Source organism: Pseudahrensia aquimaris, from assembly GCF_042676045.1.
Taxonomy (GTDB): Bacteria; Pseudomonadota; Alphaproteobacteria; order Rhizobiales; family Rhizobiaceae; genus Pseudahrensia; species Pseudahrensia aquimaris.
Genome location: NZ_JBHTJV010000002.1, coordinates 744983 through 767416 on the forward strand (window position 1 = coordinate 744983; position 22434 = coordinate 767416).

At 56.4% G+C, this 22434-nt stretch carries 16 protein-coding genes; 2 read left to right on the plus strand and 14 right to left on the minus strand.

Annotation, left to right across the window (positions count from 1 at the left end):
* Positions 1-73 precede the first annotated feature (73 nt).
* Positions 74-532 carry an Lrp/AsnC ligand binding domain-containing protein gene (locus tag ACFQ14_RS03370; RefSeq protein WP_377211282.1) on the minus strand — a complete coding sequence of 153 codons (459 nt, stop codon included), beginning with the start codon at positions 530-532 and terminating at the stop codon, positions 74-76.
* A gap of 130 nt (positions 533-662) precedes the next feature.
* On the opposite strand from ACFQ14_RS03370, the gene ACFQ14_RS03375 reads away from it, so the two are divergent.
* The gene (locus ACFQ14_RS03375) at positions 663-3656 is read left to right on the plus strand and encodes an L-glutamate gamma-semialdehyde dehydrogenase (protein ID WP_377211283.1); all 2994 of its coding nucleotides are present in this window, start codon (positions 663-665) and stop codon (positions 3654-3656) included.
* 4 nt (positions 3657-3660) lie between these two features.
* Here ACFQ14_RS03375 and ACFQ14_RS03380 read toward each other — a convergent pair whose 3' ends face one another.
* From ACFQ14_RS03380 to cysG, 4 genes are read right to left on the minus strand one after another with little or no spacing between them, the layout of a single operon-like run.
* Positions 3661-4107, minus strand: coding sequence for a DUF934 domain-containing protein (locus tag ACFQ14_RS03380; RefSeq protein WP_377211284.1), 447 nt, complete (start codon positions 4105-4107; stop codon positions 3661-3663).
* Positions 4108-4109: 2 nt separating this feature from the next.
* Positions 4110-5774 carry a nitrite/sulfite reductase gene (locus tag ACFQ14_RS03385; protein WP_377211285.1) on the minus strand — a complete coding sequence of 555 codons (1665 nt, stop codon included), beginning with the start codon at positions 5772-5774 and terminating at the stop codon, positions 4110-4112.
* Between the two features lie 4 nt (positions 5775-5778).
* A complete protein-coding gene (locus ACFQ14_RS03390) occupies positions 5779-6078 on the minus strand; it encodes a DUF2849 domain-containing protein (RefSeq protein ID WP_377211286.1) in 300 nt (99 codons plus the stop codon).
* Between the two features lie 3 nt (positions 6079-6081).
* Positions 6082-7488 carry a siroheme synthase CysG gene (gene cysG / locus ACFQ14_RS03395; RefSeq protein WP_377211287.1) on the minus strand — a complete coding sequence of 469 codons (1407 nt, stop codon included), beginning with the start codon at positions 7486-7488 and terminating at the stop codon, positions 6082-6084.
* 231 nt (positions 7489-7719) lie between these two features.
* On the opposite strand from cysG, the gene ACFQ14_RS03400 reads away from it, so the two are divergent.
* A complete protein-coding gene (locus ACFQ14_RS03400) occupies positions 7720-9339 on the plus strand; it encodes an alkaline phosphatase family protein (RefSeq protein WP_377211288.1) in 1620 nt (539 codons plus the stop codon).
* A 5-nt stretch (positions 9340-9344) separates the two neighbouring features.
* On the opposite strand, the gene ACFQ14_RS03405 is transcribed toward ACFQ14_RS03400, so the two are convergent.
* The 9 genes from ACFQ14_RS03405 to ACFQ14_RS03445 form a co-directional block, all read right to left on the minus strand.
* Positions 9345-11585: a TRAP transporter permease gene (locus ACFQ14_RS03405; protein ID WP_377211289.1), complete on the minus strand. Its 2241-nt coding sequence runs from the start codon at positions 11583-11585 to the stop codon at positions 9345-9347.
* Positions 11586-11717: 132 nt separating this feature from the next.
* Positions 11718-12698 (minus strand): TAXI family TRAP transporter solute-binding subunit, encoded by a 981-nt coding sequence (locus ACFQ14_RS03410; RefSeq protein WP_377211290.1) that lies wholly within the window; start codon positions 12696-12698, stop codon positions 11718-11720.
* 217 nt (positions 12699-12915) lie between these two features.
* The gene (locus tag ACFQ14_RS03415; protein WP_377211291.1) at positions 12916-14259 is read right to left on the minus strand and encodes a sigma-54-dependent transcriptional regulator; all 1344 of its coding nucleotides are present in this window, start codon (positions 14257-14259) and stop codon (positions 12916-12918) included.
* On the minus strand, positions 14256-16091 hold the full coding sequence (locus tag ACFQ14_RS03420; protein WP_377211292.1) for a sensor histidine kinase: 1836 nt from the start codon (positions 16089-16091) through the stop codon (positions 14256-14258). Before ACFQ14_RS03420 ends, ACFQ14_RS03415 begins: the two co-directional genes overlap by 4 nt.
* Positions 16092-16132: 41 nt before the next feature.
* Positions 16133-16813, minus strand: a complete 681-nt coding sequence (locus ACFQ14_RS03425) for a DUF726 domain-containing protein (RefSeq protein WP_377211293.1) — start codon at positions 16811-16813, stop codon at positions 16133-16135.
* A 94-nt stretch (positions 16814-16907) separates the two neighbouring features.
* Entirely contained in the window at positions 16908-17504 is a 597-nt protein-coding gene (locus ACFQ14_RS03430; RefSeq protein ID WP_377211294.1) for a protein-S-isoprenylcysteine O-methyltransferase, read from the minus strand.
* A gap of 2 nt (positions 17505-17506) precedes the next feature.
* Positions 17507-18694: a lipase gene (locus ACFQ14_RS03435; protein WP_377211295.1), complete on the minus strand. Its 1188-nt coding sequence runs from the start codon at positions 18692-18694 to the stop codon at positions 17507-17509.
* A gap of 109 nt (positions 18695-18803) precedes the next feature.
* Positions 18804-19358 carry a sarcosine oxidase subunit gamma gene (locus ACFQ14_RS03440; protein ID WP_377211296.1) on the minus strand — a complete coding sequence of 185 codons (555 nt, stop codon included), beginning with the start codon at positions 19356-19358 and terminating at the stop codon, positions 18804-18806.
* Positions 19351-22344 (minus strand): sarcosine oxidase subunit alpha, encoded by a 2994-nt coding sequence (locus tag ACFQ14_RS03445; RefSeq protein WP_377211297.1) that lies wholly within the window; start codon positions 22342-22344, stop codon positions 19351-19353. The genes ACFQ14_RS03440 and ACFQ14_RS03445 overlap by 8 nt, the downstream gene beginning before the upstream one ends.
* Positions 22345-22434 lie beyond the last annotated feature (90 nt).

A 22434-nucleotide genomic window follows, 5' to 3' on the forward strand; every position in this document is an offset into this window, starting at 1 on the left:
GTGACAAAATCGAGCCGAATCTGACCGGAATTGTGAATTAAGCCTGCGGCAAAATTGGATTTTTGCCTTCATGTCAGACTGTGGTCGCCGACGCTTTGACCTCTTCCATCACCGCGTAAGTGTGGGTTTCGCGTATGCCCGGAAGTGACAGCAGCGTGTCCGACAGGAAACGCCGGAATGCCGCCATATCCGCGTGGCGTGTCTTGATAAGGTAGTCGAAGCCGCCCGCTACCATATGACATTCCTCAATTTCTGAAGTTTTTGCAGCGGCGGCTGAAAATGCGTCGAACACATCGGCAGAAGTGCGATCTAGTTTCACCTCGATAAACACCAACAGTGTTTTACCGAGCGCTTTGGCCGACAAACGCACGCCGAAACCTTCGATCACACCATCGCGTTGCAGGCGTTTGATGCGCTCGGCAACAGCGTTGGGGGACAGGTTCACCGTTTCGCTCAGCGCGGTGTGCGTCATGCGCCCATCATGTGAAAGGGCACGAAGGATGGATTTGTCGAAGGCATCAAGGGCAATCATTGCGGATTTTGTCCCAAATTTAGAATAATACAGAGATTATCGCAGTTAACGGCTGATTTGGAAGGTTTGATTTGTGGGAAATCGTTTTCTGAGCGGAATATAGTGAGCAATCACTTCGTGGAGGTCTGTCATGTCTACCAATTTTCTCGCGCCGTTCGCTGCCGCCTATGCCCCCGCTGATGAAGCGGTGTTACCCGATTTGTTGCAGCGCATTGCGCGGGATGGCGTGGCGCAGAAGCAGATCGACGACAAAGCACGTTCACTGATTGAAGGCATACGCGAGCGAGCTGGTTCCGTTGGTGGGATGGAGGACTTTCTGCGCGACTACGGCCTTTCTACCAAGGAAGGTCTTGCCTTGATGGTGATGGCTGAAGCGCTGTTGCGCGTACCGGATGCGGCCACCCAAGATGCGCTCATTGCTGACAAGATCACTGCAGGCAATTGGGAAGACACGGAAGGGGCTGACACGTGGTTTGTTTCTGCCGCCACTTGGGGGCTTGGGCTTTCCAGCAAGATTGTCCGGCCGGACGATTCGCCCTCTGGTCTGCTGTCGCATCTGACGAAGCGCATCGGTGGCCCCGCTGTGCGCCAAGGCGTGCGCCAATCCATGCGCTATTTGGGGCATCAGTTCGTACTCGGGCAAACCATTGAAGAGGGCTTGAAACGGGCTGGTGCGCAGGAGGCGAAGGGTTATCGCTATTCCTACGATATGCTGGGCGAGGGCGCGCGAACTTGGGATGATGCAAAGCGATATGCTGCGTCGTATGCCGACGCCATTGAGGAAATTGGGCGCAAGGCGGGCAACAAACCTTTGCCGGATCGCCCGGGCATTTCCATCAAGCTCTCTGCGCTGCACCCGCGCTACACTGCCCGCAACCGCGACGCGGTGTTGCGCGAATTGGTGCCGGAAGTTCTGAAACTGGTGCAGTCTGCCAAGTCGTTCGATCTTAACCTGACAATTGATGCGGAAGAAGCTGACCGTCTGGAATTGTCGCTGGACGTCATTGACGCAGTGTTCAGCGACCCCTCCCTGCGCGGTTGGGATGGGTTCGGACTTGCCATTCAGGCTTATCAAAAACGCGCGATAGCTGTGATCGACTGGGTGGCAGACCTTTGCCGCAAGAATGATGGGCGCATGATGGTTCGGCTGGTCAAAGGTGCCTATTGGGACAGTGAAGTGAAACATGCCCAGGTGGAAGGCGCTGCTGATTTCCCGGTTTTCACCCGCAAAGCGGCGACGGATGTTTCCTACACCGCATGTGCGCGCCAAATGCTGCTCCACCGCGATGTGCTGTACCCACAATTCGCTACGCACAATGCTTTGACTGTGGCGACCATTTTGGCTTTTGCAGGCGATGGAGAAAAAGGCGGTTACGAGTTTCAGCGCTTGCACGGCATGGGCGAAGAGCTTTTCGAGCAGATCACAGAGGGACGCGATGGTGTACCTTGCCGGATTTACGCACCCGTTGGCCACCACCGTGATCTGTTGGCCTATCTGGTGCGACGGCTTTTGGAGAACGGGGCGAACTCATCTTTTGTGGCGCAAGTGGGCGATAAAGACGTGCCGATTGATGATCTGCTCACCAGCCCTGCCTCTTGGTTGGATGATGGTGCTTACCGTCACCCCGATATTCAACTTCCGCGCAGGCTGTACGCTCCGCGCAAAAACTCGCGTGGTATAGAATTCGGCTCGCGAGTGGAACTGAAACACACGCTGGATGGTATGGCGGCTGCTTCGCTATCGGGCAGCCTTGAAGCATTCGGTGCAGAGGACGTGGAAGCGTGTATGGCGAAAGCGCAGGCGGCTTTTCCCGCGTGGCGCGGCCGCGATGTGAAAGAGCGCGCTTCGATTTTGGAGCGTGCCGCTGATCTGCTGGAAAGCGACACAACCCGTATCATGGGTGTCCTGGCAAAAGAGGCTGGAAAGACCGTTGATGATGGCATTGCCGAGGTGCGCGAAGCGGTAGACTTTCTGCGCTACTACGCAGCCGAGGCCCGCCGTATCATGGTGCCGCGCATGCTGCCGGGGCCGGTGGGTGAAGACAATGCTTACAGTCTGACAGGGCGCGGCGTTGTTGTGACGATTGCGCCGTGGAATTTCCCGCTCGCGATTTTTCTTGGACAAGTCTCAGCGGCTCTTGCTGCGGGCAATGCAGTTGTTGCCAAGCCTGCTCCGCAGACACCGATAATCGCTGCCGAAGCGTTGGCGCTGTTGCACAAGGCTGGCGTGCCGAAGGATGCTCTCATTCTGGCGCCCGGCGGTGCCGAGACCGGGCAGGCGCTTGTGGGTGATCCGCGCGTAGCGGCAATTGCTTTCACCGGATCGACGGCCACAGCCAAAGCGATCAACCTGCAACTGGCGCAAAAGCCGGGTGCGATTATTCCGTTCATCGCTGAAACGGGCGGCACCAACGCAATGATTGCGGATGCCACCGCACTGCCGGAACAGGTGACCGATGACGTGATCTTGTCCGCCTTCCGCTCGGCTGGTCAGCGCTGTTCGGCGTGCCGCATACTCTATGTGCAGGAAGATGTCGCTGAGCGGATGCTGACGATGATTCAAGGGTCTGCTGCTACATTGGAGATGGGCGATCCGATGTTGCCGCAAACTGATATCGGCCCTGTCATCGACGCCGACGCGCTAAGCCGCTTGCGCGATTATGTGGTGGAAAAGAAAGATCAGATCGTTTGGCAAGGCAAGGCGCCGGAGGGTGGCTTGTTTATGGCGCCAACCATCATTCGCTTGCGCGATGATGAGGTGCTGGACCGCGAAATTTTCGGGCCCGTCTTGCATGTGAAAACATACAAGGCCGGAAAGCTGGATGCAGTGATTGACGAGATTAACTCAACGGGCTTCGGGCTGACCTTTGCGCTGCACTCTCGCATTCAGGCGGTGATTGATCATGTGACCGCGCGGGTCGGTGCGGGCAACGTGTATGTGAACCGAAACCAGATTGGCGCGATTGTGGAAAGCCAGCCCTTTGGCGGGCAGGGGCTTTCCGGCACGGGGCCGAAAGCTGGAGGTCCGCTTTATCTCACCCGCTTTGTGCAGGAGCGCGTGGTTTCAACGGACACGACGGCAGCGGGCGGCAACGCTTCGTTGATAGCGTTGGAAGACCACTAGCCGTTTATGCGGCAAGCCTTTCGTCGAGAACCTCTGAACCCGTTTTCAAACGCTCCAGATAAGTGTGGTTCAGGCGGCTGTGGCTGTCGGTCCACAGAGCCTCTGGTTGGCGGTTTGCCAGCGTCGGTTCGATTTCGACGTCTGTGAATCCGTTGCGCAGCGCAAGTGGATATTGATCGGCATGAACATGGCCGAACGCTCGGATGGGGCCGCGATAGCCCTCTGCCCGCAACCGCTTGGCGATGGAATTGCCGCGTCCGTCAGCGGAAGATGGGAAGGCAATGCGCACAGCTTTCAACCGCGCCAGATGCGGCACGATGAGCGCTGGATCGGTATCGCTGCTGATGTCTAGATTGCCGGAGAATACGGCCAGATCTGACACGTCCGCCAGTGGGATATAGGTGAGGTGCGTGCCGGTGAAACGGCCTTGGGTGATGATTGTGTTGGTCATGGTCAAGCTGCCTTGTTCTGTGCTGGATAGAGGGCTTGTTTGAAGGGCGCACCGCCAAGGCGGCGATAGGCCTGCAAGAAGGTTTCGGATTGGTCAGTGCGTTCGCGAAGATATGTGTCGATGATGCGCTCGATTGCTGGAACGAGGTCTTCAGCGGCAAAGCCGGGTCCTGTGCGTTCGCCGATGGTCATGGTCTCTGTTCCATCGCCTCCCAGCGTAATCTGGTAATTTTCAACACCTGCACGGTCGAGGCCCAAAATGCCGATATGGCCGACATGGTGGTGACCACAAGCATTTATGCAGCCGGAGATTTTGACCTTCAGTGGGCCGATTTCGTGTTCCAGTTTTAGCTCGTTAAAGCGCGTGGAAATTTCTTGCGCCACGGGAATGGATCGTGCAGTCGCCAGCGCGCAATAGTCCATGCCGGGGCAGGCGATGATGTCGGAGATCAACCCAACATTGGCAGTGGCAAGGTCGGCTTCAACCAAGGCGGCGTGAACCGCAGGCAGGTCTGTTCTTTTGATGTGAGGCAAGATCAGGTTTTGCTCGTGGCTGACGCGAATTTCGTTGTGGCCATGACGCTCTGCCAAATTGGCGACGGTGCGCATTTGATCCGCTGTTGCGTCGCCGGGCGTGCCGCCGATGGGTTTGAGCGAGATCGTCACAATGGAATAACCGTCAACGGCATGATCGGTGACATTGTGGTTGACGAAGGTGGCAAGCGCTTTGTTTTTCGACAGTTCTATCGGGTCGATATCCTCTCTCGATGGCGTCAGATCGGGACGCTGAAAAGTCGCCTCAATGCCAGCGATCAGTTGGTCACTCGGCACCTTGAATTCGGCCTTGCTGCGTTCGAAGGCGTCTTCCACAGCTTCTCGGATTTCATCCAGACCGGCTTCGTGAACCAGAATTTTGATGCGGGCTTTGTATTTGTTGTCGCGGCGACCATTGAGATTGTAGACGTGCAAAATCGCTTCAACATAGGGAAGCAGCTCGGCTTTTGGCAGAAACGACCGAAGCACTTTGCCAACGAAAGGCGAGCGGCCAAGACCGCCGCCGATAACAACTTCGAAGCCGGTCTCGCCCGCCTCATTTCGCACCATTTGTAGGCCGATGTCGTGCGCCTTCACGACCGCCCTATCATTGGGCGAACCGCTGACCGCGATTTTGAACTTGCGCGGTAATGACTGAAACTCGGGGTGATCTGTTGACCATTGGCGCAGCAATTCAGCTGCGGGGCGGGGGTCTTCGATTTCGTCTGCGGCAGCGCCCGCGAAATGATCCGCGGTGACGTTGCGCACTGTGTTGCCCGAAGTCTGGATCGCGTGCATTTCCACATCTGCCAAGGCGTCGAGAATGTCCGGCACGTCTTGCAGTTTCGGCCAATTGAACTGGATGTTCTGGCGCGTTGTGAAATGGCCGTAGCCCTTGTCCCAACGCTCGGCAATCATGGCGAGCTGGCGCATTTTTGGGGCGTCCAAGGTGCCATAAGGAACCGCAACGCGCAGCATGTATGCATGGAGTTGCAAGTATAAACCGTTCATCAGCCGCAGCGGCTTGAACTCGTCTTCGGTAAGCTGACCGCTGATGCGCTTTTCCACCTGACCGCGAAACTGCGCCACGCGGTTGCGCACGAATGTCTCGTCAAATTCGTTGTAGAGATACATCTGCTCACTCCGCCTGCTTGCCGTGGAAATAGTTTGAAGGGCCGCGCGTCCTAAACGCTTCTCGGAAATGGACGGGTTTCGGCAGGCCGTCTCCGGTTCGCTCTACGTCCGCTAGATAGGCGCCGACAATTTTGTCTTGCTGCGCCGTACCGGCTGCGAGCAGATCGGCGGCTTCTTCCGGAGTGTCGGCAATGGCTGCGTCATCTAAAGCGCCGCACCAATCATGTGCTGGCGTGAGGTAGACGACATCGCCGGAAAACAGATCATTTGCGGTGACGACTTGGGGATAGGCAAAACGGGGCATGGCTCAGGCTCCTGTCGCGGCCAGCGTGGTGGCGTGCGCTAATGTTGCGGTGTTGATGCGGCGCGGAGCGATGCCGAGGAAAATGATCGCCGGGCCTTCAATCATTGCGCTGTCGATATCGGCTGTCAGGTTTGCCAGCGTTGTGGCGATGACGCGCTGGTCAATGCGCGATGCGTTCTCAACTATTGTGATCGGGGTCGCTGCATTTGCTCCGTGCATGAGCAGGCGACCAGCGAGGAAACGCGATGCGTTTACCCCCATGTAAATGGCGGCGGTGCTGCCATCCTTGGCAAGTGCTTTCCATTCGTGTTCGGCAAAGCCGTCCACATCGCGACCGGTGAGAAAGCGTAAGGAAGAGTTGCGGCCTCTGCGGGTGAGTGAAGCGCCGATGCTCGCCGCAGCAGCAGAGGCCGATGTGATGCCTGGGACGACTTCCCATGATAAGTTTGATGCTTCGAGGGCGTCGATTTCTTCGTCTAACCGACCGAAGATTGCGGCGTCGCCGGATTTCAAACGTGCAACTATATGGCCTTTCCGAACGTGCTCTACGAGCAGGGCGTTGATGTCTTCTTGCTTCCAGCTCGGCCCGTAGCCCTGTTTGCCAACGCAGATCACGGTAGCCTCGCGGCGGGCCAGTTCGAGTATTTCCGGTGTTACCAAGCGGTCGTGCAGCACCACATCTGCCTCGTGCAGTTTGCGGCGTGCTTTGAGCGTCAGCAGTTCCGGGTCGCCGGGTCCAGTTCCGATTAGATCGGCATGTCCAGTCTTTGGCATGTCGGACTGTGCGTCGTTGTAAAGGGTGAGCAGCGTGTTCTCGACAGCCTCGGTGCCGCCTTCTGCTAAGGCTTTTGGACCGTCGGCAAAAAAGAAACGCTTCCAGAAGGCACGGCGCTCGGTGGACGATTTCAACCGCGTAGCCATCGGGCGGAACGAATTGGCAATCAGCGCCAGTGTGCCAGTGGAAGTTGGCAGCATTTCCTCAATTTCGCTTTTGACCTTGCGGGCCAAGACAGGGGCGGTGCCTTCCGTGCCGATAGCGATAACGACAGGGTCGCGATCGACGATTGCGGGGGTGAGAAACTCGCTCGCTTCCAGATTGTCGACGATGTTGGTGAGGGCACCTGCTTTCTTGCCAAACGCGACAGCTCGGGCGTCTGCCTCTGGCTCATCGTTTGCGCCATAGACAAGCCTTGCGCCGAAGGCATCGCAGATTTGGATTTCGCGTTGTGCAAGCGTAAGGCGACCGTCTTTGGCCCATGCAAGCACGGTGTCGCTTGGGTCTTCGCCGACCACCAGAATATCGGCTTCTGTCTTGAGCAGCAGTTTAATCTTCGCTGCCGCGTGGTCACCAGCGCCGGAGAAGACGACTTTTTCGCCCTCCAATTTCAAAAAGGCTGGATAGTATTTCATGCGCTTGGCCTGCCTTGTTGCAACATTGTTCTAAGATAAGGCGGTCACACGCTAATTTCGGGGGATGAAATTGCGTTATTTTCGCTCTTGGGAGAAAATTGCTCTGCGTTTGGGCTTTATCGTGAATGGGCGATTGTGCATGGGAGCTTTTGTAGATTTACCCTCAACACAGAGGCGCTGGGCGGCTACGCTTTTGGTGGGCATCGGGCGCATTGCGAGAGGGCAGGCACATTGAACGTACTTTGGATCATGGCGGACCAATTGCGCTGGGATTATCTTTCCTGCGCGGGCCATCCGCATTTGCATACACCGAACATTGATGCGCTGGCGGCCAAGGGTGTTCGTTTCACAAACGCTTATGTGCAGTCGCCCATATGTGGGCCGTCGCGGATGAGTTCTTATACAGGGCGCTATTGCCACTCTCATGGGGCGACATGGAATGGCTTTCCGCTGCGTGTTGGCGAGCCAACGCTGGGCGATCATTTGCGCGAAATTGGTGTCCGGCCTGTGCTCGTCGGCAAAACACATATGGTTGCGGATGCGGAGGGCATGAAACGGCTCGGGATTGACCCGACGTCTGACCTTGGAGTGCTGCTATCGGAGTGTGGCTTTGAGCCATTTGAACGGGACGACGGGATGCACCCTTATGGGCCATATGACCCTGAACCTGCCTATGATGACTATTTGAGGTCGCAGGGGTTTGAGGCTGAAAACCCGTGGGAAGATCTGGCAAATTCTGCGCTTGGCGATGATGGTGAATTGCTGTCCGGCTGGCTGCTGAAATACGCCAACATGCCCGCCAATATTCCAGAAGAACATTCTGAGACGCCTTACATGACACGCCGCGCTATGGAGTTTATGGAAAGCGCTGGCGATCAACCGTGGCTGTGCCACCTCTCGTTCATCAAGCCCCATTGGCCTTACATCGTACCGGCGCCATATCACGATATGTACGGGCCGGAGCACATTAAGCCGCCGGTGCGTTCGCAGGCTGAGCGGGACAATGCCCATCCGGTATTCGAAGCCTATATCAACAGCCGCATCTGCCGCAGCTTTGCGCGTGATGAGGTGCGGGAGAGGGTTGTTCCTTGCTATATGGGGCTGATTAAGCAGATCGACGATCAGATGGGCGTGCTTTTCAAATGGATGGAAGAGCGCGGCCTGATGGAGAACACGATGGTCGTGTTCACGTCCGACCATGGTGACTATCTGGGCGATCACTGGATGGGAGAGAAGGATCTGTTCCACGATCAATCTGCCAAGATCCCCCTCATCGTCTATGACCCGCGCAAGGAAGCTGACGCAACGCGGGGAATGGCGCGAGATGAGCTTGTTGAGGCTATTGATCTTGCTCCGACGTTCCTTCATGCGCAGGGGGGCAAGCCGAAGCCGCATGTGCTGGAAGGGCGCGACCTTGCCCCACTTCTGCATGATGCGGGTGAGATTGAATGGCGTGGCTATGCTATCTCGGAATACGATTATTCAACCCGTGATGCGCGGGCAACTCTGGGTGTGGATCAAGCCGATGCACGGCTGGTTATGCTCCGTGATGCGCGGTGGAAATATGTCCATGCGGAGGGCTTCCGCCCGATGCTTTTTGATATGGCAAGCGATCCCGACGAGTTGAACGATCTTGGTGCAAGCAATGCTGCGGACGTGCTGGCCGTGTGTGAGCGTATGGAGAAAGCGCTTTCGGCGTGGGCGCGGAGGCATCATTCTCGCATCACGAAAAGTGCCGAACAGGTGGACCACATGCTGGCTACCCGCGAACCGCCGGGTGTGCTCATCGGCTACTGGGATGAAGAAGAGTTCGAAGCCGACTTCGGAAAACCGTTCTCCGAGCGTCCCTAAGTCCTCTAATCCGCACCTCGAATTGCAGGCACCGCCCCTTCTTTCGGTTTGATTACACGCTGGATGAAGAAAACAAGAGCAGCCAAGCCGCCGCCGATCAGGTCTGTGCGCAAACCTCCTTCAATGAGGAAGAAGGCGGCGGCGATCAGGATGGCACGGCTGAACCAGACCGCTTTGCGCTCCAAGAACCAGCCTTGCACGCCTGCCGAGAGCAGGTAGACGCCGATAACAGCGGTTATGAAGGCACGCAGTATCTCCATGTTCGTGCCATCCATCAGCAGCGCCGAATTATAGAAGAACATGAACGGCACGATGAATGCCGAAATGCCAATGCGGAAGGATGTTACAGACGTGGCCATGGGATTGGCCCCCGATATGCCCGCCGCCGCGTATGAAGCGAGGGCCACTGGCGGTGTTATTGCTGAGACGACTGCGAAGTAGAACACAAAGAAGTGCGCGGTCAGCAGCGGGATGCCCAACTCGACCAAACCGGGCGCGACTACCGAAGCTGCAACCGCATAGGCCGCCGTTGTTGGCATGCCCATGCCAAGCAGAATGGCGATGCACATGGCAAAGAACATGGCGAGCAACTGCGATGTCTCAGCCAAGCCCAAGAGCAGGTTGGAGAAGCGTGCGCCAACGCCGGTGAGCGAAATCACGCCAACGATGATGCCCGCGCAGGCGCAAACGGCGATGATCTGGATGGACATAAGGCCGGAAAGCTCAAACGCCTTTATGATGGAGCGCAGGCCCATTCGGTTTGGCGTGAGCCAACTGACCATTGCGGCTGCCGCTGTTGCCAGCGTGCCAGCGCGGATGACCGAATAGCCCATGAAAAGGGCTACGATCAGAATGATAATCGGAATGAAGAGATAGACCTGTTTGACCAACTCGCCGAAGATCGGCAGCTCTTCTTTTTTCATGCCGCGCATGCCGAGTTTTGCGGCTTCGAAGTCGACCATGAAATAGACCGAAACGTAGAAAAGCACGGCTGGAATGATCGCAGCGATGGCGATGTCTTGGTATGCGATACCTGTCACTTCCGCCATGATGAACGCGCCAGCGCCCATAATCGGCGGCATGATTTGACCGCCTGTTGACGCTGCGGCTTCCACCGCGCCGGAGACTTTTGAGGAATAGCCCACACGCTTCATCAGCGGGATTGTGAGCGAGCCTGTTGCGACCACGTTGCCCGCCGAAGTGCCGTTGATCATGCCCATCAAACCGGATGCAAAGATGGCGACCTTGGCGGGGCCACCCCGCGCGCGCCCGGCGCTGGCAAAGGCGAAGTTGACGAAATAGTCGCCCACTTTCGATGCCTGCAAAAAGCCGGCGAAGATGATGAAGAGAATGATGTAGGTCGATGACACCGCCGTTGTCGGTCCCAGAATGCCTGCATCGGTGTAGACCTGAGAGAAGAAGCGCTGCCATGTGATTGCTGGCGAATTCAAAACGCCGGGCATGTATTGGCCAGTAAAGACATAGGCGAGAAAAATGCCTGCGATGATGACCAGCGCTAGGCCGGCCACGCGGCGGGTCATTTCCAAAATGAGCGCAGTGCCCGCGACTGCCGCCAGCGACATGCCAATCGGCGCGAAGGGCGTGCCTGTGGCATTGCGCATTTGCGTGCCGAAGATCGTGATCAAATAAACCGCAACGGCCACGCCGCAAATGGCCAGCGTAACGTCAATCGGTGATATCGCGCCGCGGGCGCGTTTGTCCGCCCATGAAAGGGCAATGCCACCAAAGGTGGCGGCAATCAACGGAGCGCCAAACAGCCAAGTCTCATTGAATTTAATGCGTGGATCTATGCCGTTCCACATCGCACCGTTGCTGATCTCGATCTGAAACGAAAATGCCATGCCGAGGCTAAAAAGAGCCAAAAGGCCAAGAATGATGGCTGCCGCGTTAAGGGGCATGGAACTTTTCATGCCATCATCGCCAAAACTGCGTCCTGAAAACAGCAGAAAGCCGAGGCCCAGGGCTCCTGCAACGTGCACGATGCGAAAATTCCATGTCTCCATTGGAAACGATGGAAGCAGTGGAATGGTTATGCCGGTCAGCGACGAAATCGATATTCCGTTTAGCGCTACCATGTGGAACAACGCGTAGATTGCCGAATAGGCAGCCATCGCTAGACCGACCTTGCCGGAAAACAGTCGGCGGTTGCTCTCTGTCGGCTCTTGATCGACGCCCTCAACCTTGATCGGAGTAATGGTCTCTTTGTCCAGCGTGGTGTCCGACATGGTATGCCCCTCCAAATTTCACCGGTCGTCACGCCTGCGGCGCTGCCCTCCGGCACGGGCTTTTCAGTCATTTACAAAAAAGGGCCGCCTTCGGCTGAAGGTGGCCCTTTCGTTTTCTCAAATACCGGGCGTTTAGCCGCCGTAGATGTCAGAAGCAGGAATGGACGCACCGTTTTCGTTCATCCATTTCGCTGCACCTGGGTGCCATTTCAGCACTTTGTTTTTGTCCCAGTTTTCGACCAGCGTTTCGCGGGCCGCTTTGTGGACACCCATCATGCGGTCATGGTCGCCCATAACTGCTTTGGTTGCCTCATAGACAAAGCTCTCTGGCAAGTCGCAGTTTGCGATACCGAAGTTCCACATGGAGACCGAGCGCAGATCGCGGTTGAGCGTAGAGTATGTACCGGAGCTGATGGTGAAATCTGCGACCGGGAAGTCGGCCAGGATTTTCGCTTGCTCGGCTTCTGTGAAGTCTACGAAGTTCACGGTCGTTTGGGCTTCAAGTTGGCTTACGGCTGGTGTTGGAATGCCGACTGCGAAAGCCACAACATCCAGAAGGCCGTCTTGCAACTGCGAACCAAGGTCATTCCACGAGCCGTTGCGGCGCTCAAATTTCACGCCCAATGCTTCGAGCATGGCAGGGAAGTAGGTGTCGGAAGTCGAGCCGGCCGGACCGAAACCGATTTTCGCGCCTTCGGGGATCTGGTCAATCGATGTGATGCCAGTGGACGACAGCGTCGTGATACCGAATGGTGTTTTGTACATCGGGAACATGGCGCAGGCTTTGTCCATCATCAGGCCCGGTGCAATCGGGTTTGTGCCTTTTACCGATTCATTGGCCGGACCCATTGTCGTCATGCCGAAAGCTGCTTCGCCTGTGTGGACGAGCGCCATGTTCTGCATGGGGCCGCCGGTGACTTCGCCGCCGCCGGGCACGCCGAGGTCTTCGGAAATAATGTTGGCGAAGCCGGAGCCATAGACGAAGTATGTTCCGCCCTGTGAGGCTGTGCCCACGGTGAAGCTGGCAGGCCAGCCGGTTTTGTCTTGTGCGGTGGCAACGCCAGCTGTCATCAGCAGTGCGACAGCAGTTGCTGCAAGTTTCGAAAATTTCATTTGGTGTCCTCCAGAAGTGTCACACGGTCTGCCATGCGTTTTGGCGCGGCGCCGTGGTGTGCACGATATAGACTAGCTGAATGGGATGGAGTCAAAAGACTGAATCGGAATTCTGCGACAAATCAGACTCTTCATCTCAAGATGGGTATTTTTGGTAACATTTGTTGGCAAGCGTGGGCGTATTCATGCACATTGTCCATGAGTGCTCTCGCAGCATTCAGCTTTTCTTGAAGTCTTCGCGTTTCAAGCCGTGGCGTTGCATCTTTTCGTACAGCGCTTTTCGCGACAGGCCCAGGCTCTCATAGACTTCCTTTAACACGCCTTGGTGTGCAGCCAGTTCAAGCGACAAAATCAACTTTTCGTGCTCGGCCAGTCGTTCGCTCAGCTTGCCTGCGGTGGCTGAGCTTTCGCTTGGCGCTGGCATCGGGTCTTGTATTCCCAGCACATAACGGTCGGCAGCATTACGCAATTCCCGCACATTGCCGGGCCAGTTGTGTGCGCTGAGTTTTGCGAGCAAATCGGTCGGCACCTCTTGGAAATCACGGCGGTATCGCCGCGCGGCCTCGTTGGCTAACTGCAGGAACAGACGTGGAATATCCTCGCGCCGATCAGCCAAGGCAGGGACGGCGAGAGTGACTTGTGACAGGCGGTAGAAGAGATCGCTGCGAAACGTGCCATTGGCGACAGCTTTTTCGAGATCGTCTTTTGTGGCGGCTAAAAACCTGATGTCGAGGTCAATCAATTCGTTTGAACCAAGTCGACTGATTTGGCGGTCTTCCACCACGCGCAAAAGTCTCAGCTGCATTGAGTCTGGCATCGCGCCAATTTCATCGAGGAAAACGGTGCCGCCTCTGGCGTGCTCAAATTTGCCGAAACGGGAGCGCAAGGCGTTGGGAAAAGCGCCGACCTCGTGGCCGAACAATTCGCTTTCGATGGTGGCGGCATCAAGCGCGCCGCAATTGATGGCCACGAACGGTTTGTCTGCTCTGTCGCTTAGTTCGTGAAGGGCGCGGGCGACAACTTCTTTGCCGGTGCCGGTTGCGCCTTCAATCAGTACATCGGTTTCTGTCGGCCCAATCGCCCGCAACTTCTTGCGCAACTCAAGCATGACCGGAGTGCGTCCGGTAAGGCGGTTTTCCAGATCGTCGCGCTTGGTAACGACGCCGCGCAACTGGCGGTTCTCCAGCGTCAGCCGTCGCTTGTCTAACGCGCGGCGGGCTACCGCGACCAGCCTGTCAGGGGCGAACGGTTTTTCTATGAAATCGTAGGCGCCATCGCGCATCGCCTCCACGGCCATTTGTACGTCGCCATGTCCGGTTACCAAAATCACAGGCAACTCAAAGTCTATTTCCAGTGCAGCACGCATCAATTCGGTGCCCTGCATGCCGGGCATTCTGATGTCTGATATGACGATACCCGTGAAATCGCGTGATAGAATTTCCAACGCCGCATCCGCGTTTGTGAAAGTGCGAATGGGCAGATCGGCAAGATCGAATGTTTGCTCTGCGGCAACGCGCAGATCTTCCTCATCGTCGATAAAGATAATGCCGCCGCTGGTCATTCTGCAGCACTTTGCATGGCTTCAGCGCGTTGCAATGTGATGGAAAATTCAGCACCACCATCTGGGTGGTTGCGGGCCTTTAAGCTGCCGCCGAAGTCTTGAATGATGTTGTAGGAGATGGACAGGCCGAGCCCCAAACCTTCGTTGACGGGTTTGGTGGTGAAGAATGGATCGAACAGAGTTTCCATAACGTCATCCGGAATTCCTGGGCCGTGATCGCGCACAGTGAAAGTTATTTCGTCGCCAAATTCTTGTGCGGCAAGCTCAACTTGTGGCTTATCTGCGCTCTCCATCGCATCCAGCGCGTTGTTTATGAGATTGATGATGACCTGTTGTAAGCGGATATCGCCACCGCGTACGAACATCGATTCATCATGGACCTGGTTCACAATTCTGGCTTTGGTCGCTTTCAGCCGCGGGGCCATGATTTCTAACGCGCCGTGCACAGCGCTCTTGAGCGATATACTGTCGAGCATCTCTTTAGGCTTTCGGGCAAATGTGCGCAGATTTTTGCTCAGTTGGGCCATGCGGTCTGCCATCGATGATATGCGCTCAATGTTGCTCGTGGCCTTTTGTGTTTCGTTGCGTTTGAGATAGGCTTTGGCGTTGTCGGCATAGCTCTTTACGGCTGCGAGAGGCTGGTTCAACTCGTGGGAAAGGGCAGCTGACATCTGCCCCAGTGCGGCAAGTTTTCCTGCCTGAATGAGTTCGTTTTGCGTGGTGCGAAGCCGGCGTTCGGCAGCCTCCCGTTCCTTGATTTCCAGACGCAATTGACTGTTGAGCGTGTTGAGGTCGCGAGTTCTGGTTTCCACCGTTTCTTCCAGCAATTCGCGCGTGTTTGCCTCTCGCTGCTTTTCAATTCGTGCCCGGGTGCGGCGAGAAACGAGCATCGCGATTGTGCCCATGACCAGCAAAAGTGCCATGACACCGGAGGCAACGGCATAAAATGCCTGCCCTCGCGTTTCATTGCGGTCTCGCAAAGAGATGAGTGTCCAATTGGCAGATGGCAATGCGGTCAAGCTGGCGAGATAGGTTGTGGTAGTGCCCGCCTGTTCGAGTGCCAGCAAGGCAGGATCGCTTGAGGTGGCTTCGGTAAGATTGGCGTTTAACTCTTGCACTTGAGAAATAGGATATTGGCGCGACGTCTCGATGGCTGCAATTGTTTCCACGCTCAACGGACGAATGGCTTTGAACAGGCGACCTTTATCACTGGCCATAAAGATGATGCCGTTTGCATCAGTAACGATGACATCGGCACCACTCTCCCGCCATGCGTTCTCCAGCCGATCAACCTCGATCTTCACCACCACAGCGCCAATGATCCGTTGGCCGATTGTAACGGGCGCAGCAAAGTAATATCCGCGCTTGAGCGATACTGTTCCAAGAGCAAAATAGTGAGTGAGCTCGCCTGAAATCGCTCCTGTGAAATAGGGACGATAAGCGTAGTTCTTGCCCAGGAAAGAACGCTCCTTGTCAAAATTGCTGGCTGCGATAGCGTCGCCAGCTGCGTTCAGGATGTAAATATCCGAGGCGTCTACCTGATCTGCCAGTTGCTTGAGTTCAAGATTGACCTTGGCTGCATGGTCGCTGCCTGTGGGATCTGCGAGAACCAATTTGATGGCACCACGCTCGGCGAGAAGCGATGGCAGTGTCTCATACCTTGCTAACGTACTGTCGAGACCTGTACGGATGAGTTCCAACGTGCTGGCATTGCGTGCCGCGTCGCGTTCAAGAAATTGTCGTTCGGTGATTTGGTAGGCGACATAGGTGCCGACCGCCAGAAACAGCGCAATTGCGCTCCAGATCACATATCGGGTGAGGCTTCTGTCCATCGCGGCACTTTAGCCGAATTCACGTTTCCCGCCAGCAGCTTTCAGCCGGGCAAAAGCGTGTCGTCTGTCTGTTCAGCATTGGCGCGTTTTGAACCTTTTACAAAACGCAGCACGTTGCGGATCACTTGGCGTTGCAAACGAGGCTGTTTGTCGATATTGAAGTGACCGATGGTCTTGGACTTGGAAAAGTCGATGTTTTTCAGATTTCCGCGAAAGCCCTTGCCTTTGGCAATTGGCTTACCCCAGCCGTCGGTCTTGAAATAGTAATTCGTCAGCTTACGCACGTTCGACGGAACCGGTGGTGGGGCTGTCGCAGCGAAGGTGGCCATGTATTGCACGGTGATGCGCTTCTTGCGAAGCTCTTGTGCCATGCGAAGAACGGCGTTTGCCCCGAGACTGTGACCGATCAACACTACTGGGCGGCGACCGAATTTTCGGCGGTTGGCAGCGATTTGGTCGGCGATGTTTTTCCACTCGCTGTGATGGGCAACCTTGGCCGGAACACCTTGTTTTTGCAGCTTAGCGCTCATCTCATCGAGACCACGAGAGAAGACGTTTCCGAAACCACGCAGCAGATAAACATCGGCCGATACTTTGCGGGCTGCGAGGTCGGTTTCGGTCTCCGACATGGCAAGGGGCACTTTTTGCGCGTGGCTTGGTGCCGAGAAAAACGACAGCGCAGCAAAAAACGAAAAAAGAATAATGCAGATATAACGGATCATTCCGTCAAACCTCTTCCAACAGCCCGCCCTGAACTAGAATGGTTGCCTGTTACAAAGCCAGCTTGCACAGCGCAACAATAAAAGCGGATCGACGTCAAAATATCCGAGGCACGACACGAGGAGTGACCGCGCAATAGGCGTCGTATTCTTCGCCAAATTGTTCGCGCATCATGGCTTCCTCGTTGGAAACACGCGAAAAATACAGCCACGCAATGCTAAGCAATCCGATGGGGCCGTAAATCCAATTGTTCAGCAGCAAGGCTTGCGAAATGCCCCAGAGCCAGAACGATGTATACATCGGATGGCGCATTCTGGCGTAAAGGCCACGCCGCACGAAGCTGTGATTCTCGCGAACTTCCAGTGTCACCGACCAATTTTTGCCTAACTGTTTGTGGCTGAGATAAAAAAGAGCCAAGAAAGCAATCAGTGCCAAAGCGCCAAGAACGGCCAATACGGGCACGAACGGGTAATCTGCGAAATCCAGCCAGTCCGTTGCCAGCCCGATCGCGGGAACGAGCGCCAGCGCCGTGATATTAAAGCTAAGCGCCACACGCTCGCCCACGGTTACCTTGTCTTTGATCACTTTCGAGCGTTTTGCTGCACGACGGCGCGGCAGTCGAATGCCCCACCAAGCGGCAAGTCCAAGCGCCCAAACGATATGCGCCCAGCGAGGATCGGAAAACCATTCCATCTCTATTGCTGACCTTCCACAGTTTTGCCGCCCGCCCGCTCAACGAGGCTTTTAGTGCCAAAGCAAATGCCCATAAAGTCGTAGTGATAGGGTTTCGTATTGCCGAACACGAACTGGTAGTGGATGCGAAAAAAGTTGGTGCGCATTCGTCGGTAGACGTCTTCGGAAACCATCTGCTTAATCCGAATACTCCGACAGATAGGTCTTTTGGCTGCCAATGAATTTCGCGTCATATCGAGATCCATCAGTTTGGCAGGATCCGTCTTATAGAAGTTGATCACGTCACTCAGGCATTGATACTCGATCCAATTAATAGTGCTGGTGTCGAACATTTTTTGGAGCCGTTGGCGATACCACTGGGCAGCCGGATGAAGTCCAATTTTAAGGGCCGTTGAACCAACCGTTAAAATGCTGGTTTTGCTGCTGCGAGCCGAAAAATAGCTGTCTTTTTCATGGACACGCGCGGCGACATCTAAAATCAACGCACCGCCCGTGCTGTGACCGATAAACAAGACCTCGTCATATTCTTGCGCCTTCACCGTCTCGATGGCGACGTCAGCAAGACCGTCGAGTTTGACCTCAATATCCCTGCGCGTTCTGCGAAGATAGTCGCGGGAAAAACTCCACAAGGCCATCAAGTGCCAGACAAAACGGCGTTTCCACACCAGTTTTACAAGTGCGAAAAGCACCAGCACGAAAACGACCGTGGCAATGGCGGGGGCATATGGAAGTGACAGGCTCATGCTGCCTCTTGCAGCCAACCAGGCCAAAACAAAGCTCAATACCACGGCCATCGGCGGATAGGAAAAATACAGGAAAAAGCGCCAAGCATGTGCAAGAAATTTGAAGGCTGTGCCTGTCAGCAGATAGTCCCATGTTGTCAAGACGGAGCGTCCGAATCGGGTGTAAAATGGCCGTTTGAAGTCTTTCAGAACAATGTCGTCCAGCGTCAAAAAGTGAAAGTCGGTTTGAGTTTGCCAGGCTTTGCCCTCCGTTTCACCTGAAGCGGTGAAGCGGGTAAGGGTTATGTCGTCTCGAACCTTCTTGGTTTCGATCGCTTGGATATCTGCGCCGACCAGCTCTTCAAATCGGCGCGATTCTTTCTGCAAACGCTCGAAGAACGCTTGTGGAGACTTGGGGTCATATCCACCGATATAGAAAATCGCACGTTTGGCCACGGGTTCGAGCAAGGCTGCTATCCGGTTTGCGCTGCTATCGGCTTGTAGACCCAATCGCTGCGAATCGATCAATTCCCTGAATTAGCGAGAAATTGCACTGATTGCCAATGGTGCTGGCTTGTTAGAATTGCGCGTCTCGCGCTGCGTCAGAGAGATAGCCCCAAACATAGGGCGCAAAAGAGCGCCAAAACTCGACCCGGAATGTTTGCTCATCTGTCCGATAAAGTGCGATTTCGGCCTTGCCGAACACCGTGCGAGAGCAAGCTCCAACGGGAAAAGCAGCCAGCCGCAAATCCTGCGGGCAACCTGCCGACAGTGTTGCCTCCGCCCCGATGCCGGAGACAATGACCGCGCAATTGCGGTGCGATATATCTACGGCAGAGAAGTCGGGGCTGGCCTTTGCCGGAACGAGGCTTTCGTCCGGCTTGGCTTCATCGATGATCAGCCACTCATCCGGGCCAAGCCAAAGTGCGTGGCGGCTGCCCTTGCTGTTCGACTTTTTCGGTTTTTTCGGTAGCGCGAAACCGAGCGTGCGCTCAAACGACTTCACGCCCTTTTCGTTGGCGCGCAGGCTTAGGCGCGATGCGGGTGGGGCCATTTCGAGCGATACGGCGGAATTGGCGAAACGGTTGCCGGCCAGTTGTGGCGCGCGCGCTGCTGTTGCGGGTTTAGCCATGGAGACGTTCCCCTTCCTCATCGTAAAAGACGGTGCCCGTCACTTCGACCTCGATCACTTCGTCGTCTGGCATCGGCACATAGAGCTTTTTGCCCATTCTATTGAAACCGTCTTCGACCAAGGCCATCGCAATGGATTGGCCAAGCGTGCCGGACCAATAAGAAGAAGTGACGAAACCGAGCATTTTCATCGGGATCGGCTGGTTCGGATCAGCGACGATTTGTGCGCCTTCTTCTAGTACCTTTTTAGGGTCTTTGGTTTTCAGGCCGACCAGTTGGCGGCGGCCTTCAGCCACCAAGTCCGGCCGTTGCAGGCCGCGCTTGCCCACGTAATCGGGTTTGGATTTAGCCACTGCCCAACCGAGCCCTGCATCGAACGGTGTGACCGTGCCATCGGTGTCTTGGCCAACGATGATGTAGCCTTTTTCTGCACGAAGCACGTGCATGGTTTCGGTGCCGTAAACGCATGCGCCCATCGGCTCTGCACGCGCCCACACGGCTTCCCATACGGCGCGGCCGTAATCGGCGGGCACGTTGATCTCAAAGCCCAACTCGCCGGTGAACGAGATGCGGAACAGGCGGGCGGGCACGCCGCACACCTTGCATTCCACCACGCTCATGTGAGGAAACTTCTCATTGGAAATGTCCGCGCCCTCAACGAGCGGCTCGATGATCTCGCGCGCTTTTGGACCTTGCACGGCGATGGTTGCCCATTGCTCGGTTGTGGAGGTGAGCCAGACCTTCATCTCGGGGAATTCTGTCTGGAGGTAGTCCTCCATGTGGTTCATCACGCGGGGCGCACCGCCTGTCGTCGTGGTTACATGGAAACGGTCGTCGGCCAGTTTGCCGACAACGCCGTCATCATAGATGAAGCCATCTTCGCGCAGCATGATACCGTATTTGGCACGGCCCGCTTTCAGCTTGGACCAGCCGTTCGTGTACATCTTGTCCATGAAGGCAGCGGCATCGGGCCCGACGATTTCGATCTTGCCCAGTGTGGAAGCGTCAAACACGCCCGCGACCTTGCGGACGGTCTGACATTCGCGGTCGACCGCTTCGTGCATACCCTCGCCTGCGCGGGGGAAATACCATGCTCGGTCCCACAAGCTGACGGGTTCGAACGCCGCGCCATGTTCTTCCGCCCATTCGTGGATCGGCGTTTTGCGGCGCGGGTCGAACAGGTGATCGCGGGAATGGTTGGCGAATGTGCCGAAGGTTGTGGGCGTATAAGGCGCGCGGAACGTGGTGAGGCCCACTTGCGGCACGGGCTTATCGAGCATGTCGGCTGCGATGGCGAGACCATGCATGTTCGACAGTTTGCCCTGATCGGTCGCCATGCCGTTGGTCGTGTAGCGTTTGACGTGCTCAATCGAGTGCATGCCTTCGCGGACGGCGAGGCGGATATCCTTGGCGGTCACGTCGTTCTGGAAATCGACGAACGCTTTGTTGGTGGCATGAGGACCAGCCGCTTCGGTCGTGCCGATCATGCCGCCTGCTGTGGAGACATCGTCAATAATGGCGTGGTCGAACGGTTTAGCGCCGACGGCCTTGGCGGCTTCCGCCATGCTTTCAGCAACCGTGTCGGTGCCGTTGCACAGGCCGATGCTGACGCAGTTTTGCGGGCTTTCACCGGGCAGAAAGCGCTGAGTATACTCATGCCATTGCGGCTTGCCGCGCGATTGGCTGTAGAGGTGGAGCGACGGCGTCCAGCCTGCGGAATGGATGAGCGTGTCGATCTCGAAGGAGGACGGCGCGGCACTGCCCTTCTTTTCCACAGTCATGGACTTGATGCGCAAACGGCCTTTGGTGCCGGTCACGTGCGCCCCGGTAATAACCTCAATGCCCAGTTCTTCGGCTTGTTTGAGCAGGGCAGGGTTGACCTCATCGCGGGTGTCGACGATGACCACCACTTCGGCGTCATCATCATCGTCATCAAAGGAAGCGCCAAATTCATACAGATCGAACGCGGCGGCATAGGCTGTGTCGCAGGACGCGAACACGCCGATGCGGGAGCCGACAATGACGCCGTATTTGTTGCAATAGGTCTGTGCCGCGCCTGCCAGCATGATGCCGGGGCGGTCGTTGTCGGGGAAGACCATGTGGCGCTCAATCCCGCCTTGGGCGATCACGACTTGCTCTGCGCGAACCTGCCAGAGGCGCTCGCGTGGCGCGTCGAGGTCGGGCTTGGCGATGTGGTCGGTCACGCGCTCCGTCAGTGCCACCATGTTTTGCTGGAAATAGCCAAACGCGGTGGTGCGGGTGAGCACGCGGACATTGTCCATGGCCCGCAGCTTGGCTGTCACTTTCGCAGCCCATGCGTGGCCTTCATGGCCATCAATCCGAATGTCGCTGTCGCTGTTCAGCCAACCGCCAGGCATGGCCTGTTCGTCGCAGACGATGACCTGCTTGCCCTGTTTGGCGGCTTCCAGTGCGGCGGTCAGGCCAGCTGCACCCATGCCGACGACCAGCACATCGCAATGGGCGAAGCGGTTGGTGTAGCGGTCTGGATCGTCTTCCGTTGGGCTTTCGCCCAAGCCAGCGGCGCGGCGGATAAAGGGTTCGTAGAGTTGGTCCCACGCTTTGCGCGGCCACATGAAAGTTTTGTAGTAGAAGCCGGCCACGAAGACGGGTGAGAGCAGATTGTTCACCGCGCCGATATCGTATTTCAGGCTCGGGAATGCGTTTTGGCTTTTGGCCTTCATGCCGTCGAAAACTTCCGCCACGGACGCGCGCACGTTTGGCGTGTGACGGGCATTGCCCTTGCTCACGCCGATTAGCGCGTTGGGCTCTTCGACCCCCGCCGCCATGATGCCGCGCGGCCGGTGATATTTGAACGAACGTCCCATCAGGTGCACGCCGTGGGCAAGCAGGGCAGAGGCGACGGTGTCGCCCTCCAGCGCTTCATATTGCTTGCCATCAAAGCTGAACTGCACCGTCTTGTTGCGGTCCAGCAGGCCGTGGGCGGGGATGCGGAAGGGGCCGGTCATTGTTTTGAACCCAAACAAATACGGTCGTCATTCCGGGGCCGCAGCGCGGAACCCGGAACCCAGAGCAGAGAACGCTCGGTTCTGGGTTCC

What these genes read in the sequence shown, in the direction of transcription:
- ACFQ14_RS03375 (WP_377211283.1), top strand. Translation starts at nt 663, where the DNA reads ATGTCTACCAATTTTCTCGCGCCGTTCGCTGCCGCCTATGCCCCCGCT.
- ACFQ14_RS03430 (WP_377211294.1), bottom strand. Translation starts at nt 17,504, where the DNA reads ATGGAATGGTTTTCCGATCCTCGCTGGGCGCATATCGTTTGGGCGCTT.
- ACFQ14_RS03410 (WP_377211290.1), bottom strand. Translation starts at nt 12,698, where the DNA reads ATGAAATTTTCGAAACTTGCAGCAACTGCTGTCGCACTGCTGATGACA.
- ACFQ14_RS03380 (WP_377211284.1), bottom strand. Translation starts at nt 4,107, where the DNA reads ATGACCAACACAATCATCACCCAAGGCCGTTTCACCGGCACGCACCTC.
- ACFQ14_RS03370 (WP_377211282.1), bottom strand. Translation starts at nt 532, where the DNA reads ATGATTGCCCTTGATGCCTTCGACAAATCCATCCTTCGTGCCCTTTCA.
- cysG (WP_377211287.1), bottom strand. Translation starts at nt 7,488, where the DNA reads ATGAAATACTATCCAGCCTTTTTGAAATTGGAGGGCGAAAAAGTCGTC.
- ACFQ14_RS03445 (WP_377211297.1), bottom strand. Translation starts at nt 22,344, where the DNA reads ATGACCGGCCCCTTCCGCATCCCCGCCCACGGCCTGCTGGACCGCAAC.
- ACFQ14_RS03440 (WP_377211296.1), bottom strand. Translation starts at nt 19,358, where the DNA reads ATGGCTAAACCCGCAACAGCAGCGCGCGCGCCACAACTGGCCGGCAAC.
- ACFQ14_RS03420 (WP_377211292.1), bottom strand. Translation starts at nt 16,091, where the DNA reads ATGGACAGAAGCCTCACCCGATATGTGATCTGGAGCGCAATTGCGCTG.
- ACFQ14_RS03425 (WP_377211293.1), bottom strand. Translation starts at nt 16,813, where the DNA reads ATGATCCGTTATATCTGCATTATTCTTTTTTCGTTTTTTGCTGCGCTG.
- ACFQ14_RS03385 (WP_377211285.1), bottom strand. Translation starts at nt 5,774, where the DNA reads ATGTATCTCTACAACGAATTTGACGAGACATTCGTGCGCAACCGCGTG.
- ACFQ14_RS03415 (WP_377211291.1), bottom strand. Translation starts at nt 14,259, where the DNA reads ATGACCAGCGGCGGCATTATCTTTATCGACGATGAGGAAGATCTGCGC.
- ACFQ14_RS03390 (WP_377211286.1), bottom strand. Translation starts at nt 6,078, where the DNA reads ATGCCCCGTTTTGCCTATCCCCAAGTCGTCACCGCAAATGATCTGTTT.
- ACFQ14_RS03405 (WP_377211289.1), bottom strand. Translation starts at nt 11,585, where the DNA reads ATGTCGGACACCACGCTGGACAAAGAGACCATTACTCCGATCAAGGTT.